The organism is Sphingomonas sp. SUN019 (assembly GCF_024758705.1).
Lineage (GTDB): Bacteria > Pseudomonadota > Alphaproteobacteria > Sphingomonadales > Sphingomonadaceae > Sphingomonas.
Map to the genome: position 1 here is coordinate 2694689 of NZ_CP096971.1, position 15513 is coordinate 2710201.

19 protein-coding genes are annotated in these 15513 nt (G+C 66.5%); 12 read left to right on the plus strand and 7 right to left on the minus strand.

The window, feature by feature from the left end; translation table 11 throughout:
* The first annotated feature begins 4 nt into the window (after positions 1-4).
* Positions 5-1063, plus strand: a complete 1059-nt coding sequence (locus M0208_RS12935; protein WP_258892092.1) for a glycosyltransferase — start codon at positions 5-7, stop codon at positions 1061-1063.
* On the opposite strand, the gene maiA is transcribed toward M0208_RS12935, so the two are convergent.
* From maiA to pyrE, 7 genes are read right to left on the minus strand one after another with little or no spacing between them, the layout of a single operon-like run.
* The gene (gene maiA, locus M0208_RS12940) at positions 1055-1687 is read right to left on the minus strand and encodes a maleylacetoacetate isomerase (RefSeq protein ID WP_258892093.1); all 633 of its coding nucleotides are present in this window, start codon (positions 1685-1687) and stop codon (positions 1055-1057) included. The genes M0208_RS12935 and maiA overlap by 9 nt on opposite strands.
* Entirely contained in the window at positions 1684-2757 is a 1074-nt protein-coding gene (locus tag M0208_RS12945; protein ID WP_258892094.1) for an AI-2E family transporter, read from the minus strand. The genes maiA and M0208_RS12945 overlap by 4 nt, the downstream gene beginning before the upstream one ends.
* Positions 2754-3692 (minus strand): signal peptidase I, encoded by a 939-nt coding sequence (gene lepB, locus M0208_RS12950; RefSeq protein WP_408988096.1) that lies wholly within the window; start codon positions 3690-3692, stop codon positions 2754-2756. Before lepB ends, M0208_RS12945 begins: the two co-directional genes overlap by 4 nt.
* A 6-nt stretch (positions 3693-3698) precedes the next feature.
* Positions 3699-4103, minus strand: a complete 405-nt coding sequence (gene acpS, locus M0208_RS12955; RefSeq protein ID WP_258892095.1) for a holo-ACP synthase — start codon at positions 4101-4103, stop codon at positions 3699-3701.
* Positions 4100-4834 (minus strand): pyridoxine 5'-phosphate synthase, encoded by a 735-nt coding sequence (locus tag M0208_RS12960; protein WP_258892096.1) that lies wholly within the window; start codon positions 4832-4834, stop codon positions 4100-4102. The genes acpS and M0208_RS12960 overlap by 4 nt, the downstream gene beginning before the upstream one ends.
* Positions 4831-5901 carry a serine hydrolase gene (locus tag M0208_RS12965; protein ID WP_258892097.1) on the minus strand — a complete coding sequence of 357 codons (1071 nt, stop codon included), beginning with the start codon at positions 5899-5901 and terminating at the stop codon, positions 4831-4833. The genes M0208_RS12960 and M0208_RS12965 overlap by 4 nt, the downstream gene beginning before the upstream one ends.
* Positions 5898-6479, minus strand: coding sequence for an orotate phosphoribosyltransferase (gene pyrE / locus M0208_RS12970; protein WP_258892098.1), 582 nt, complete (start codon positions 6477-6479; stop codon positions 5898-5900). Before pyrE ends, M0208_RS12965 begins: the two co-directional genes overlap by 4 nt.
* A gap of 200 nt (positions 6480-6679) precedes the next feature.
* On the opposite strand from pyrE, the gene coxB reads away from it, so the two are divergent.
* The 11 genes from coxB to M0208_RS13025 all read left to right on the plus strand — a co-directional run bounded on the left by coxB (position 6680) and on the right by M0208_RS13025 (position 15511).
* Positions 6680-7849 carry a cytochrome c oxidase subunit II gene (gene coxB, locus M0208_RS12975; protein WP_258892099.1) on the plus strand — a complete coding sequence of 390 codons (1170 nt, stop codon included), beginning with the start codon at positions 6680-6682 and terminating at the stop codon, positions 7847-7849.
* Between the two features lie 4 nt (positions 7850-7853).
* Positions 7854-9533, plus strand: coding sequence for a cytochrome c oxidase subunit I (gene ctaD, locus M0208_RS12980; protein WP_258892100.1), 1680 nt, complete (start codon positions 7854-7856; stop codon positions 9531-9533).
* 133 nt (positions 9534-9666) lie between these two features.
* A complete protein-coding gene (locus tag M0208_RS12985) occupies positions 9667-10020 on the plus strand; it encodes an MbcA/ParS/Xre antitoxin family protein (protein WP_258892101.1) in 354 nt (117 codons plus the stop codon).
* A 36-nt stretch (positions 10021-10056) separates the two neighbouring features.
* On the plus strand, positions 10057-10584 hold the full coding sequence (locus M0208_RS12990) for an RES family NAD+ phosphorylase (protein ID WP_258892102.1): 528 nt from the start codon (positions 10057-10059) through the stop codon (positions 10582-10584).
* Between the two features lie 47 nt (positions 10585-10631).
* On the plus strand, positions 10632-11597 hold the full coding sequence (locus M0208_RS12995) for an alpha/beta fold hydrolase (protein WP_258892103.1): 966 nt from the start codon (positions 10632-10634) through the stop codon (positions 11595-11597).
* Positions 11598-11941: 344 nt separating this feature from the next.
* Positions 11942-12844: a heme o synthase gene (locus M0208_RS13000; RefSeq protein ID WP_258892104.1), complete on the plus strand. Its 903-nt coding sequence runs from the start codon at positions 11942-11944 to the stop codon at positions 12842-12844.
* On the plus strand, positions 12844-12978 hold the full coding sequence (locus M0208_RS13005) for a hypothetical protein (protein WP_258893314.1): 135 nt from the start codon (positions 12844-12846) through the stop codon (positions 12976-12978). The genes M0208_RS13000 and M0208_RS13005 overlap by 1 nt, the downstream gene beginning before the upstream one ends.
* Entirely contained in the window at positions 12978-13541 is a 564-nt protein-coding gene (locus M0208_RS13010; protein WP_258892105.1) for a cytochrome c oxidase assembly protein, read from the plus strand. The genes M0208_RS13005 and M0208_RS13010 overlap by 1 nt, the downstream gene beginning before the upstream one ends.
* A gap of 42 nt (positions 13542-13583) precedes the next feature.
* Positions 13584-14507, plus strand: coding sequence for a cytochrome c oxidase subunit 3 (locus M0208_RS13015; protein WP_258892106.1), 924 nt, complete (start codon positions 13584-13586; stop codon positions 14505-14507).
* A 9-nt stretch (positions 14508-14516) separates the two neighbouring features.
* Positions 14517-14897 carry a DUF983 domain-containing protein gene (locus tag M0208_RS13020; protein WP_258892107.1) on the plus strand — a complete coding sequence of 127 codons (381 nt, stop codon included), beginning with the start codon at positions 14517-14519 and terminating at the stop codon, positions 14895-14897.
* Positions 14894-15511 (plus strand): SURF1 family cytochrome oxidase biogenesis protein, encoded by a 618-nt coding sequence (locus M0208_RS13025; RefSeq protein ID WP_258892108.1) that lies wholly within the window; start codon positions 14894-14896, stop codon positions 15509-15511. Before M0208_RS13020 ends, M0208_RS13025 begins: the two co-directional genes overlap by 4 nt.
* The last annotated feature ends 2 nt before the right edge of the window (positions 15512-15513 follow it).

A 15513-nucleotide genomic window follows, 5' to 3' on the forward strand; every position in this document is an offset into this window, starting at 1 on the left:
CAAGATGGCGGACGCCCAGCACATCCTCAGTTACGCCCAGACGTTCGCCGGGGGCGGGGTTGAACGCGCGCTGTTACGTCTGTGTGACGGCTGGGTCGCAAGCGGCCGGCGGGTGACGCTGCTGGTCGGGTCGTGCGAGGGGCCGCTGGCGGCGGAATTGCGCGACGGGGTCGAACTCATCGTGCTGGGATCGACGGCGTATCGCGCGCTGTTCGCCGTGCCACGGATCGTGGCGCAGTTGCGGCCGGATGTGATCTTCTGCCCCGGCAGCCATTACACCAGCGTGGCGGCATGGACGCGGATGCGGTTGCGCGGGGGCTGTCCGCCGATCGTGGGCAAGGTGTCGAATGCGCTGGACCGTGGCGATCACGGGGCGATCGTGGGGGCGGGGCATCGCGCGTGGCTGCGGCTGCATCCGCATTTCCTCGACCGGATGGTGGCGATGACCCCGGCGATGGCCGATGCGACGATCACGGCGACGGGAATTGCGCGCGAGCGGGTGGCGGTCATTCCGAACCCGCCTGCGATGCGGATTGCGGGGGCGGTAGGGCTGGATTTGCCGGGACTGTATATTCTGGGCGTGGGGCGGCTTGCGCCGCAGAAGAGGTGGGACCGTCTGATCGCCGCCTTGCCGCGGCTGGCTGACACGTCGGTGGCGCTGGTCATCCTGGGCGAGGGGGCGGAGCGGGGGGCGCTGACGGCCCAGGCTGCGGCGTCGGGGGTGGCGGACCGCGTGCTGTTGCCCGGCCATAGCGCCGATCCGCTGGGCGCGATGGAGCGGGCGGCGGTTGTCGCGCTGACGTCGGACTATGAGGGCGTGCCGGGCGTGTTGCGCGAGGCGCTGTCGGTAGGTGCGCCGGTGGTGGCGACCGATTGTTCGCCTGCGATGCGGGAGATCGTTTCGTCGGCGGCGTTGGGGGATGTGGTGGCGCGGGAGGATAATGACGCGCTGGTCGCGGCGCTCGATCGCTGGCTGGGCGGCGCGGCGCGGCCGGCACCGATTACGCCGCCGGGGGTGGATTCGGTCGCGCGGTATCTGGCGCTGTTCGATTCGCTAGTTTGAGGGCTTCACGCGCTCGGGTGCGGCGGCCTGCACCTCCGGTAGCGCGAGCGCGGCGGCTTCGGCCTTTTGCAGCTTCGGCCAGGGATCGACCGGCACGTCGAAGCGGCGAGCGTTGGCGAGTTGCGGGACGAGGCAGATGTCGGAGATGTCGGGCGATGCGCCACCGAGGAACGGGCCGTCGCCGACCATCTGTTCCAGCGCTGTCAGCCCTTCGACGATCCAGTGGCGATACCATTCGTCCTTCGCCGCCTGATCCGCGCCGAATTGCGTTTCCAACCGTTTCAGCACGCGCAAATTGTTGAGCGGATGGACGTCGGCGGCGATCAGCAAGGCGCGGGCGAGTTGGGCCGAGCGGACGAACGGGTCGCCCGACACCATCGGCGGATCCTTGAAATTCGCATCGAGGAAATCGACGATCGCGAGGCTCTGGACGAGCGGGCGGCCGTCGACGACCAACGTCGGCACGAAGCCCTGCGGGTTGATCGCGCGATTTTCGGCCGACGCCTGCGCGCCGTCGAGCAGGTTCACCGGGACGGTTTCGTACTTCACCCCTTTCAGGTTCAGGCAGATGCGCACGCGGTAGGAGGCCGAGGAGCGCCAGTAATCGTGGAGTACGATCTTCATGCGACCAGTTCCTCCGCGTCCATTTCCTCCGCTGCGGCCTCCGACCGGCGTTCCAGCGCGACCTTGATCATCGCGGTCATCGGATCGGCGAGCGCCAGGCCCATGATGCCGAACAGCGCGCTGGTCAGGATCTGCGCGCCCAGCGTCAGCGCGGGCGGCAGATCGACCGTCTTTCGCGCGACGATCGGCAGCAGGATATATCCGTCGAACGTCTGCACCACGACATAGACGATGATCGCGGCGATGCCGGTGTCGTATCCGGCCGAGAAACCGACCGCGACCATCAGCGCGCCCGAGATGAACGCGCCGATGTTCGGAATGAAGGCCAGCAGGCCGGTCAGGATGCCGAGGATCGCCGCCATCGGCACGCCCGCGATCATCAGCGCGATCCAGGTGATGATCCCTTCCGCCACCATCCCGAGCAGGCGCCCGGCCAGCAGCTTTCGCAGCGTTTCCCCCATCCGGCGCAGCGTGATCGCGAATTCGCGGCGCTTGTCGACCGGGACCATCCACTGCAGCCCGCGTTCGTAGATGTTCGGCTCCATCGCCAGGAACAGCCCCAGCACCAGGATCATGAAGAAGCTGGTCAGCGCGCTGGCGGCGGTGCCGAGGAACGAGGTGACGCGCCCGACCGAGCCCATCGCCTGCCGCAGCATGCCGTTCAGGTCCGACGTGCCCGGCATCATGCCCTGTGCCGACAGCCACTGCGCGCCGCGCTGAACCTGCACCTCCAGCGTCGAGCGGAGCTGCGTCGCCTGTTCGATCAGTTGGACGCCCGCGATATAGAAGGTGCCGACGATGAACGCGATGACCAGCAGGACGACGATCAAAAGCCGCCAGCCGCGCCCGATCGGCAGGATGCGGTTCAGCAGGCGAACCCCGCCATCGAGCATCGATGCGAAAACGAGCGCGGCGAAGATCAGCAGCAACGGCTGGATCAGCAGCACGACCAGCGCGATCGCGCACGCCAGCCCGAGCCATACCGTCGCGCGCTTGATCTCGAACCGCGTGCGCGGATCCTGCACCTCGTTGGGACTGGCGCCGTCGACGACCTGAACGTGTTCGGTCACTGGCTCGTCTCCGGATGCAGCGATGTGCCGGCGCGGCCCGGTCGCAGAGCGCCCCACCACGTCAGCGGGTTCCACGTCGCGGTGCCGTCGACCGAGAAAGTGATGAATTCGGCGCGCCCGCCGATATTCTCCCACGGCACCGGCCCGCCAAGCCCACGCGCGCCGAGGATCGAGAAGCGGCTGTCGGCCGAACGATCGCGGTTGTCGCCCATCAGGAAGACGTGGTTGGCGGGGATGCGAACCGGCGCATAATCGTCGCCCGCGCTCGGCCCGAGTTCGACGGTGTCGAAGCGGCGGCCGTTGGGGAGCGTTTCGGTAACGATCGGCAGGCGGCAGACCAGACTGCCGTCGGCTTTCGTGATGCGCGCATCGTAATATTGATCGGGGTCGCAGGTGGCGTTCGCGTCGACCGGCAGCTCGCGATAGTGGAGCGGGCCGCGCACGACGGGCTTGCCGTTCAGGATCAACGTGCCGCCGCGCACCGCGAGCGTGTCGCCGGGGAGGCCCACGACGCGCTTGATGTAGTCGCTGGTCTGGCCCGGTGGCGTGACGATGACGACGTCGCCGCGGGTCGGCATTTCACCCCAGATGCGGCCCGACGTGAAGGGAATCTGCACCGACCAGCTGGTCTGCGGCTGACGCAGGACGACTTCGCGGAAGATCGCCGCGGGATTCGGGATGGTGGGCGATACGAACGACCAGCCATAGGCGAATTTGCTGACCACCAGCCGGTCGCCGACTTCCAAGCCCGGGAGCATCGATTCGCTCGGGATGTAGAACGGCTTCGCGATGAAGCTGTGAAAGCCGAGCACCGCGAGGATCAGCCAGAACAGGCCCTTGACCTCACCCCACCAGTCGACGCCGCGGCGCGGTTTCGCTGCCGGGGTGGTTTCGGTAGCGGGAGGTTCGCCCGTCAACGCCAGTTCCTCGGACACACGCGCCTACTCTTGGGGGACCGCCTCGATGATCACAAAGGCCTGCGCCCAGGGATGATCGTCGGTCAGGGTGAGATGGATGCGGGGCGCGTGGCCGTCAGGGATCATCGCGTCAAGCCTCGCCTTTGCGCCGCCGGTCAGCGCGAGGGTGGGCGCGCCGGAGAGGGCGTTGACGACGCCGATGTCGCGCATGAACACGCCCGCCCTGAACCCGGTGCCGACGGCCTTCGAAAACGCCTCCTTCGCGGCGAAGCGTTTGGCGAGCGTGCCGGCCTTCGTGAACGGCCGCCGCGCGGCCTTCGCGCGTTCGGTCTCGGTGAAGACGCGGTTTTCGAACCGCTGCCCGAAGCGGTCGAGCGAGGCCTGGATACGCTCGATATTGCACAGGTCGGAGCCGAGACCGATGATCACCGCGCCGCATCCATTTCCGCGCGCATGCGGCGGATGCTTTCGGCAAGGCCGATGAAGATCGCTTCCCCCACCAGGAAATGCCCGATGTTGAGTTCCCTCACCTGTGGGATCGCCGCAATCGGGGCGACGTTGTCAAAGGTCAGGCCGTGCCCGGCGTGGACCTCGATCCCGTTTCTGGCGGCGAGCGCGGCGGCGTCGGTCAGGCGGCGGAGTTCGGCGGCGCGCGCCTCTCCCTCCAGCTCGCAATAGCGCCCGGTGTGGAGTTCGACGACCGGCGCGCCGAGCCGCAGCGCGGCCTCGATCTGGCGCGCGTCGGGTTCGATGAACAGCGACACACGGATGTTGGCGTTCCTGAGTTCGGCCACCATCGGGGCGAGACGGTTGTGCTGGCCCGCGGCGTCGATCCCGCCCTCGGTCGTGCGTTCCTCGCGCTTTTCGGGGACGATGCAGGCGGCATGCGGGCGATGGCGCAGCGCGATCGAGAGCATCTCGTCGGTCGCCGCCATCTCCAGGTTCAGCGGCACGGTGAGTTCGGCCGCGAGGCGCGCGATGTCGGCGTCGGTAATGTGGCGGCGATCCTCACGCAAATGCGCGGTGATCCCGTCCGCGCCCGCTGCGGCCGCCAGCAATGCCGCGCGCACCGGATCGGGATAATCCCCGCCGCGCGCGTTGCGCACGGTCGCGACGTGATCGATGTTGACGCCCAGACGCAGGTGAGAGGTAGGCGTCATGCGCAGACCGCCGCGGCGAGGAGGTCATGGCTGAACCCCTTGCCCTGCCACACTTCGCCGAAATCGAGCTCGGCGCGATCGGCGAACACGATCACCACCGCGTCCCATTCGGGCATGATGAAGTTGCGCACCTGCACGCCGCCGATCTGCCCCCGCCGTTCGACGACGCGGACGGGGTGGGGGCAGCCCTTCAGCGGGGCGGTGAACGACCATTGCCCCAGCGCGATCGATCCGAGCTGCGGATGCCCGTCCCACATTTCCGCGCGCGCGGCGGCGGGCAGCAGCTTGTCCTTCATCAGCGCGCGATCGAATTTCCACAGGTCGCGCGCGGTGCCGTACAGCCCCGCCGCGGCGCCGAAGGCGGCAAGATCGAAGCCGCTGTCGGGCTTGCCCCCGATCGTACCCGATACGACCGGGCGAGGGGTGGGGAACGACCCGACCGATATCATTCCATATGGTCCGGCGATCCGTTCGCGCACCAGCAACGGCCAATCCTTGCCGGTAACCGCCTTTAGCAAGGCCCCGGCGACGACATAATCGCAATTGTTGTACGACCAATCGCCGCCCGGCGGCCCCTTCACCGGACCGGCGCAATAGCCGGTGAGCGGGTCGCGGCTCCCCTTGTAGCCCGGCGCGTCATAGGCGGGGATCGCGTCGGGGGAGGCGGCGGTGTCGTCGGGGTTGGGCAGGCCCGACTGGTGGCGCAGCAACTGGCGCACCGTGACCAGCTTCGCGTTCGGGCTGGCGAAGGTGGGCAGATAGGTCGCGACGGACTGGTCGAGATCGACGCGCCCTGCCGCCACCTCCTGCATCACCAGCGTGGCGATCACCTGTTTGGTGACCGACGCCCAGCGCCATTTGCCCGACGCGGCGGTGATTCCTGAGCCCCAGCGATCCTGATACAGCACCTTGTCAGACCGGCTGACGATGACCTCCCCACCGCGCCTGATGTCGCTTCCATCGATCACCTGCTGAACGCCGCCCATGCCCCGCGCCATCGTCTTCGCGTTCGCCGCCGCTGGAAACACGGCGATCAGCGCGGCGGCGAAGCGCAGGGCGCGGATCACGCCGCGCGGCTCCCCGGCTTGATCGCGGGAATGGCGGCGAGGGCGGGGGGCAGCGCGTCGGCCTCGTAGGTCGGGACGTCGAGCCGGATCAGCGGGTAGAAGGGAATGTCGAAGGTGGCTGCGCCGTTCGAGCGATCGATCAGCGAGGCCATCGCGATAACCTTGCCGCCTGCTTCCTCGATCGCGCGGATCGCTTCGCGGCTGCTGAGGCCGGTGGTGACGACATCCTCCATCATCAGCACTTCCTGGCCTAGCGAGAGGCGGAAGCCGCGGCGGAGTTCGAAACTGCCGGTCGGGCGTTCGACGAACATCGCCTCCACCCCCAGTGCGCGCGCCATCTCATGCCCCGCGATCACGCCGCCCATCGCGGGGGAGACGACCGCGGTGATGCGCGCGCGGAGATCGGCGGGGATGCGCGCGGCGAGCGCCTCGGCGAGCCGCGCGCCGCGGCGCGGGTCCATCAGGACGCGCGCGCATTGGAGGTAGCGGGGGCTGCGCAGACCCGAGGACAGGATGAAATGGCCTTCGAGCAATGCCTCTGCGGCGCGGAATTCGGCCAGCACCTCGTCGTCGGTCAAAGCGCGCTCCTGATGGCGATCGGTCTGTTTTCCACCTAAGCGCGGGCGGCGGCCGGCGCAATTGGCGCGGCGGCCTCCATCAAAAATACGTCGAGCCGCTTGAGGCCGGGGGGTGTGGTGCGTATAGGCCCGACCAAACGGGCGTATTTCCGCCCGCGTGCCGATTCAAGATGCGCGCCTGCAGGGGTGAGACGGACAAGATGCTGAAGACCGGTTTCAAGACGATCGTACTGGCGGCGGGGCTGATGCTCGCCGGTGCGGGCGGCGCATGGGCGCAAGCGCCGGCCAATACGGTCGAGGCTGCGCCGCAAGCCGCCGCCGAGCCGGGCAATGTTTCCGCCGCCGCGCCGACGTCGGCCGCCGCGCCCGCGACCGCCGCTCCGGCGTCGCCTTCGCTGGCGATGGATTCGGCGCCCGCGCTGCGCCCGACGCCGGGTATCGGAATGCCGGTCGACAGATTGATCGGTATCCAGCCGCAGGTCACCAAGAATGGTGAGCGCGCGCAGTGGTTCCACGACGTCATCCTGTTCCCGCTGATCACGGTCATCTCGCTGTTCGTGCTCGGGCTGCTGTTCTGGGTCGCGTTCCGGTATCGCAAGGCGGCGAATGCCGTGCCGTCGAAGACCAGCCACAACACCACGATCGAGGTGATCTGGACGCTGGCCCCGGTGCTGATCCTGGTAGCGATCGCGGTGCCGTCGATCGGCCTGCTGTCGGCGCAGTTCAAGCCCGCGCCCGCGGGCGCGGTGACGCTGAAGGCGATCGGCAACCAATGGTATTGGTCGTATCAATATCCTGACCACGGCGGCGTCGAGATTACCGCCAACATGCTGAAGGAAGCCAAGGACATCGGCGCGGGCGAGCGCGCGCGCACCGATGCGGACGGCCCGCGGCTGCTGGCGACCGACAACCGCGTCGTGCTGCCCGTCGGCGTGCCGATCCGGCTGATCACGACCGCGAACGACGTGATCCATAGCTGGGCGGTCCCCGCCTTCTGGATCAAGCTGGACGCGATCCCCGGCCGCCTGAACGAGACGAGCTTCACGATCGAGAAGCCGGGCCTGTATTTCGGGCAGTGCAGCGAACTGTGCGGTGCGCGTCACGCCTATATGCCGATCGCGGTAGAAGCGGTCAGCCCGGCGCAGTTCGCGGCATGGATCGCGGCGAAGGGCGGCAGCATGCCTGGCGCCGGTCAGCCGTCGAATGCCGCGATCCCGCAGGCGGGCGCCGACAATGCCGCCGCGGCGACCGATGCTGCGGCCGCGACCGCCAATACGACCGGCCCGGTCGAGAACGCCACCACCACCGCCCCCACTTCCCCGCAGGGCGCCACCGGCAATGCCGGGGCGACCGGCGACGCTGGACGCTGAGACCATGACCGACACCGCACTCAACCCCTCCGCATTTCAGGCGCATGACGATCATGCGCACGAACATCACGATGCGGATCACAAACCGGGCTTTTTCGCGCGGTGGTTCATGTCGACGAACCACAAGGATATCGGGACTTTGTACCTGATCTTCGCGATCGTCGCGGGGATCATCGGTGGCGCGGTGTCGGGCCTGATGCGGGTCGAATTGGCGCAGCCGGGCGTGCAATATCTGCAGGGTTGGGCGTCGATGTTGCACGGCGGCGAGGCGAGCTTCGACGAATCGCTCCATCTGTGGAACGTGATGGTGACGGCGCACGGCCTGATCATGGTGTTCTTCATGGTCATGCCCGCGATGATCGGCGGCTTCGGCAACTGGTTCGTGCCGATCATGATCGGCGCGCCGGACATGGCGTTCCCGCGGATGAACAACATCAGCTTCTGGCTGCTGGTGCCCGCTTTCACCCTGTTGCTGGCGTCGCCGTTCTTCGGCGGCGCGGGCAACGGCTGGACGCTGTATGCGCCGCTGTCCACCTATGGCGAGCCCGGACCGTCGACGGACATGGCGATCCTGGCGCTCCATCTGGCGGGCGCGTCGTCGATCCTGGGCGCGATCAACTTCATCACCACGATCTTCAACATGCGCGCGCCGGGTATGACGCTGCACAAGATGCCGCTGTTCGTATGGTCGGTGCTGGTCACCGCATTCCTGCTGCTGCTGGCGCTGCCGGTGCTGGCCGCGGCGATCACGATGCTGCTGACCGACCGCAATTTCGGGACGACGTTCTTCGATCCGGCGGGCGGCGGCGATCCGGTGCTGTACCAGCATCTGTTCTGGTTCTTCGGCCATCCCGAAGTGTACATCATGATCCTGCCGGGCTTCGGCATCGTCAGCCACATCATCTCGACGTTCAGCCGCAAGCCGGTGTTCGGCTATCTCGGCATGGCGTACGCGATGGTCGCGATCGGCGTGGTCGGGTTCGTGGTGTGGGCGCACCACATGTTCACGACCGGCCTTTCGGTGAATACCAAGATGTACTTCACCGCGGCGACGATGGTGATCGCAGTGCCGACCGGCATCAAGATCTTCAGCTGGATCGCGACGATGTGGGGCGGTTCGATCAGCTTCAAGACCCCGATGGTCTGGGCGATCGGCTTCATCTTCATGTTCACGGTCGGCGGAGTGACCGGCGTCGTGCTCGCCAACGGCGGCGTCGACGATTACATGCAGGACACCTATTACGTGGTGGCGCATTTCCACTACGTGCTGTCGCTGGGTGCCGTGTTCAGCCTGTTCGCCGGGTTCACCTATTGGTTCCCGAAGATGTCGGGCAAGATGATGAATGAGTTCCTGGGGCAGCTGCACTTCTGGGTGTTCTTCCTGGGCGTGAACGTGCTGTTCTTCCCGATGCACTTCCTGGGCCTGCAGGGGATGCCGCGGCGGTATCCGGATTATCCCGACGCCTATGCGTACTGGAACGCGATCGCCTCGCACGGCTACGAGATCATGGCCGCGTCGATGGTGATCTTCTTCGTCAACGTCATCTGGTCGCTGATCGCGGGCAAGCCCGCTGGCGACAGCCCGTGGGGCGACGGCGCGACGACGCTGGAATGGACGCTATCCAGCCCGCCGCCGTACCACCAGTTCGAGACGCTGCCGGTGATCGAGGATCACAAGCACTGAGGTTTGACTGAGGCTTAGCGCCGCTGATGCCTTATACGAAGCGCCCCGCGGGAAACCGCGGGGCGTTTTCGTTTGGGGCGTGATCATTGAAGTGAAATCATTTTGGGTGCATGTATCGGGCAAGGAGTGCCTGATGCTTGCTGCTTTTTTGGATGACATTCGCGACGGCGACGTGATCGCGCCGAAGCGCATGGCCGACCGGTTGCGGTTGCCGATGACGCGGTTGTCGAAGTTGGCGCATCTGAACCGCAACACGATGGCTGCCCGACCGGGAAGTCCGGCGGTGCAGGCCAAACTGGGCGAAATCGCGCGGATCATCGCGCGGGCGGCCGAGATGGCGGGCGACGAAGGTCGCGCGATCATCTGGTTCAAGCATCAGCCGATCCCCGGTTTCGGCAATCGCACAGCTGAGCAGATGGTCGAGGATGGTCATGCGGCGGCAGTGATGTGGACGTTGGAAAGCATGGAACAGGGCGTCCATGCCTGACGTCGGTGGCGGCGGATTGACGCGACCGGCATAAAAGTGGCGATAGATTCGCTCTTCGCACCGCTATCAGGCCGCTTCTGGCGGATGCTCGGGGTTCGCTGGCAGCAGCGGCCGTTCGATAGCGGATCACACGTCACCGGCGGGCGCTTCAATCCTCCGGGCGTTCTCGCGCTTTATCTCTCTCGCGACTACAACACCGCAATCGCCGAAATGCATCAGGATCTGATCCGGCCCGGCACGCTTGTCGCCTATGACGTAACGGCAGACGTGATCGTCGACCTTACCGATCCTGCAATCTGCGAAAAGTTGAAGGTAACGGCTTCCGATCTGGCTTGCGCGTGGCGGACGATCCACGCGATTGAGCGAGGCGTACCGCCGACTTGGCCCTTGGTCGATCGCCTGGTCGCAGCGGATTGCGCCGGCGCGCTCGTGCCGTCGTTCCAGCGACCGGACGGCGTCAATCTGGTGCTGTGGCGCTGGCATGACGCAGCGACCGCGGGTGACGGCGCGGCGCTGACCTTGCTCGACCCGACGGGTGAGCTTGGTGCGGGTGCCCCGGCATGATGCGCCATATTACGCGACTATATGCAACGAGATAACAGGAGCATGAAATGCCTGACTTCCGCATGATCGACACCGGTGAGGTTAACTTGCGCGTTGCGATCGAGGGAAGCGGGCCGCTGGTCATCCTTGTCCACGGCTTTCCCGAGAGCTGGTATTCCTGGCGGCATCAGATGGGGCCGATCGCGGATGCGGGCTTCACCGCGGCGGCGATCGACGTGCGCGGCTATGGCGGGTCGGACAGGCCGGCGGCAGTCGCGGATTATGCGATGGAGCGGCTGGTCGGCGATCTTGTCGGGGTCGCGGATGCGTTGCAGCCGGACGCGCCTGCGATCCTCGCCGGGCATGACTGGGGCGCGCCGATCGTGTGGAATTCGGCGCTGGCCCGGCCCGACCGGTTCAGTGCGGTCGCGGCGTTGTCGGTGCCGTATGCCGGGGTGCCTGCGAGGCCGTTCACCGAGGTGTTCCGGCAGGCGTTCACCGACAAGGGGCGGTTCTTCTATCAGGAGTGGTTCCAGGCCGAGGGGCCGCCCGAAGAGGAGGCGGAGCGCGACGTGCGCGATTTCCTGCGGAAGTTCTATTTCGCGATCTCGGGCGATGCGCCGCCGGGAACGTGGCCCGACAAGCCGGCGGGGGCGGCCCTGCTGGACAAGATGGTCGATCCCGATCCTTTTCCGGCATGGCTGACGCCCGCGGACCTCGACTATTACGTGAGCGAGTTCGAATCGTCGGGGTTTCGCGGGCCGATCAATCGCTATCGCAACCACGAACGCGATTTCGAGTGGCTGCAGCAGTTCCAGGGTTGGCGGATCGAGCAACCCGCGTTGTTCATCGGCGGCACGAAGGATCCGGCGACGACGTTGTTCGGCGCGGTCGCTGATCCGGTCGCGCTGATGCGGCCGAACGTGCCTGACCTGGAGGGGCATCTGCTCGACGGATGCGGGCATTGGACGCAGCAGGAGCGGCCCGCGGCGGTGACACGATTGCTGGTCGACTGGCTGGCGAAGCGCCGCTGAGGCTTGCCACCGGACCGCGCGAAGCGTCGCATGAATCGCGCGGCCCGGCGGCCCCGAACGACGCGCGAGCCTAGACCCGCGCGCCCGTCCGGGAAGCTGCCCGTAGCGGCCGACATCTGCGCGATGTCGGCCGCCGCCCCCGGGTAGATTCGGGGCGACGGCCGCGCGCACCCCCCGGTCGCTGCTGTCCGTCGCCTCGTGACATCGTTATCACGGCCGTAACGATATTGCGCATCACCCAAACGGGTTAGATGCGGATTTTGGTGCGGGGCGAACGGCTTAGCGCCAGCGTGCGCAGAGCCTTTCTTCGTGCGCGCGAAGCGACTATAGGCGCTGGTCATATCATGAGCATCGCGACCCCCCTGATGGCGCCGGCCGACTGGCGCGACTTTCTGGCGTTGACCAAACCGCGCGTGATGACGCTGGTGGTGTTCACCGCATTGTGTGGAATGCTGGCTGCGCCGGTGCCGATCCATCCCGTGATCGGCTTCACCGCGATCCTGTGCATCGCGTTGGCGGCGGGTGCCGCGGGCGCGCTGAACCAATGGTATGAGGCGGATATCGACGCGGCGATGCGGCGCACCGCCAAGCGGCCGTTGCCGGGCGGACGGATGGAGCGGCAGGCGGCGCTGCATTTCGGCGTCGGGCTCGGCAGTTTCGCGGTGATCCTGATGGGGCTGGCGGTGAATGTGCTGTCGGCCGTGATTCTCGCGATCTCGATCCTGTTTTACGTTTTGGTCTATACGGTGTGGCTGAAGCCGCGGACGCCGCAGAACATCGTCATCGGTGGGGCGGCGGGCGCGTTTCCGCCGCTGATCGGCTGGGCCGCGGCGACCGGCGATGTGACATTGATGCCGGTGTTGCTGTTCATGCTGATCTTTCTGTGGACCCCGCCGCATTTCTGGGCGCTCGCGCTGTTCGTCGAGACCGATTACGCGAATGCGGGCGTGCCGATGTTGCCAGTGGTGGCGGGCGAAGTCGTGACGCGGCAGCATATCGGCATCTACACGATCCCGATGGCGATCGCCGCGGTTGCGCCATGGCCACTCGGGCTGGCGGGCGTGATCTACGGAATCGTATCGGTCGCGACGACGGCGTATTTCGGCTGGCTGGCGTACCGCGTCGCGGTGCGGCGGACGGGAGCCGAGGACAAGATGACGCCCGAAAAGCGGCTGTTCAAATTCTCGATCCTCTACCTCTTCGTGGTGTTTGCGGCGCTGGTCGTCGATCGCTGGGTGCTGGCATGATGCGTGACGACGAAGACCTGATCCGCCGCCGGCAAAAAAGCCGCGCGACCGTGATGGCGCTGTTGCTGGGCGCGTTCGTGATCCTGGTATTCGCGATCTCGATCGTGAAGATCCGCGCAGGGATGAACCACTGATGGCGACGCAGGCTGCAGCGCCGCGGGTGTTTGCGGGCAAGGGCCGGACGGCGATGTTCGCGGTGCTGGGCATCTGTTTCATGACCGGGCTCGCCTGGGCCAGCGTACCGCTGTACCGGCTGTTCTGTCAGGTGACCGGGCTGAACGGCACGACGCAGGTCGGACTGAAGGCCCCCGGCGCGGTCGGCGGGCAGGTGCGGATCGAATTCGACGCGAACGTCAGTCCGAAGCTGCCGTGGCGTTTCGCGCCCGAGGCGGCTAGCGAAACCGTGGCGATCGGCGCGCGCGACATGGCGTTCTTCACCGCGACGAACCGCGCGGCGGTGCCGGTCACCGGGACCGCGACGTACAACGTCACGCCCGCGCAGGCGGGCAAATATTTCACGAAGATCCAATGCTTCTGCTTCACGCAGCAGACGTTGAAGCCCGGCGAGACGGTGCGGATGCCGGTGATCTTCTACGTCGATCCCGCGATCCTGAAAGACCCGGATGCGAACGACATATCCACGATCACGCTCAGCTATACGTTTTACCCGGTGGATTCCGGCAAAGCGGCAAGCTAGGGCCGTATCAGACAGACCGACTTAGACGACAGGGAAGCTCCGATGGCCGGCGCCAAGAACCACGATTACCATATCCTTCCGCCCGATATCTGGCCGCTGATCGGCGCGTTCTCCGCGCTGGCGATGGCCGCAGGCGGCATCATGTGGATGCACGGTGGCCATGTCGGCAAGCCCAACGGTGGCGGTTTCCTGTTCTTCGCAGGGCTTTCCGCGGTGCTGTTCACGATGTTCTCGTGGTGGCGCAATGTCATCAAGGAAGCGCACGCGGGCGATCACACCCCGGTCGTGCAGCTGCATTTCCGCTACGGGATGATCCTGTTCATCGCGTCCGAAGTGATGTTCTTCGTCGGCTGGTTCTGGGCGTTCTTCGATTTCTCGCTGTTCCCGACCGCGATGAGCTTCGTCGAGGGCCAGGTCGAACGCGCAGCGGAAGGCGCGGCGCTGGTCGCGCAATGGCCGCCGAAGGGGCTGGAAGTCATCAACGCGTTCGAACTGCCGTTGCTCAACACGCTGATCCTGCTGTGTTCGGGCACGACAGTGACATGGGCGCATCACGCGATGATCCACAACCAGCGCGGTGGCGAAAAGACCGGCGTCTGGGGCATGCTGGGCGTCGGCAATCGCGACGGCGTATTGAAGGGGCTGTGGATCACGATCGTGCTGGGCGCGATCTTCTCTGCGATCCAGGCCTATGAGTACGCCCACGCGCCGTTCCCGTTCAAGGGCCTGAACTATGGCGCGTCGTTCTTCATGGCGACGGGTTTCCATGGGTTCCACGTGCTGATCGGTACGATCTTCCTGATCGTGTGCCTGATCCGCGCGTATCGCGGCGATTTCACCCCGAAACAGCATTTCGGCTTCGAAGCGGCGGCTTGGTATTGGCATTTCGTCGACGTGGTGTGGCTGTTCCTGTTCGTCTCGGTCTATGTCTGGGGCGGCTGGGGCGCGCCGGTGCACGGTGGGTAATTGGGGCGGATGATCGATAAGGGCGCGGCCACGAAAGAGCCGCGCCCGCTCGATTGCGGGCTGAAGGGCCTGTGTCCGCGGTGCGGCGCGAAGACGTTGTTCGCGGGTGTGGCGCGGTTTGCGCCGGAATGCGCGGCGTGCGGGCTCGATTTCAACAGCTTCAACGTGGGTGACGGGCCGGCGGCGTTCCTGACGCTGATCCTGGGTACGGCGGTGGTGGCGGCGGCGATCGTGCTGGAGCTGTCGGCCGGGCCGCCGTGGTGGGTCCATGTCATCCTGTGGGTGCCGATCACCGCGGGCGCGGTGCTTGCGTCGCTCAGGCTCGCGAAGGGCTGGCTGCTCGCGCTGGAATATCGCAACGCGGCGGAAGAGGGACGGATCGCGAAATGAGGCGCTGGCCGGTGGTGCCGAGCGTGATCGTCGCGCTGGCGGTGGCGGCGATGATCGGGCTTGGCTTATGGCAATTGCTCATCCGCCTGCCGGAGAAGGAGGCGCAACTGGCGCAGCTGTCCGCCAATCCATCGCTGCCCGCTACGGCCTTTCCGCGCTTTCCCGACGACAGCCTGTTGTTCCGGCGGACGAGCGCGTTTTGCCTGGAGCCGGTGTCGATCGACCGGTCGGGGGCGGGGAACGCCGGTTACCGGATGATCGCGAACTGCCGCACCGGGGCGGAGGGACCGGGGTTTCGGGTGCAACTGGGGACGACTCGGTCGGTGGACGCGAAGGTCGCCTGGCGGGGCGGCAAAGTGTCGGGCTGGATCAGCCACGCGCCCGACGCGCGCCCGTTGATCGCGAAGATATTCGATAAGGCCCCGCGCGAAATGCTGCTAGTGGCGGATACGCCCGCGGCGGGGCTGACCGCAAACACGCGGCCGGACGTGTCGCTGGTGCCGAACAACCACCTTGCCTACGCGTTCCAGTGGTTCTTCTTCGCGATCGTGGCGGCGGTGATCTATGTCATTGCGGTCCGGCGCAGGATTGCCCGGAGCGGCGACCCCCGCTAACC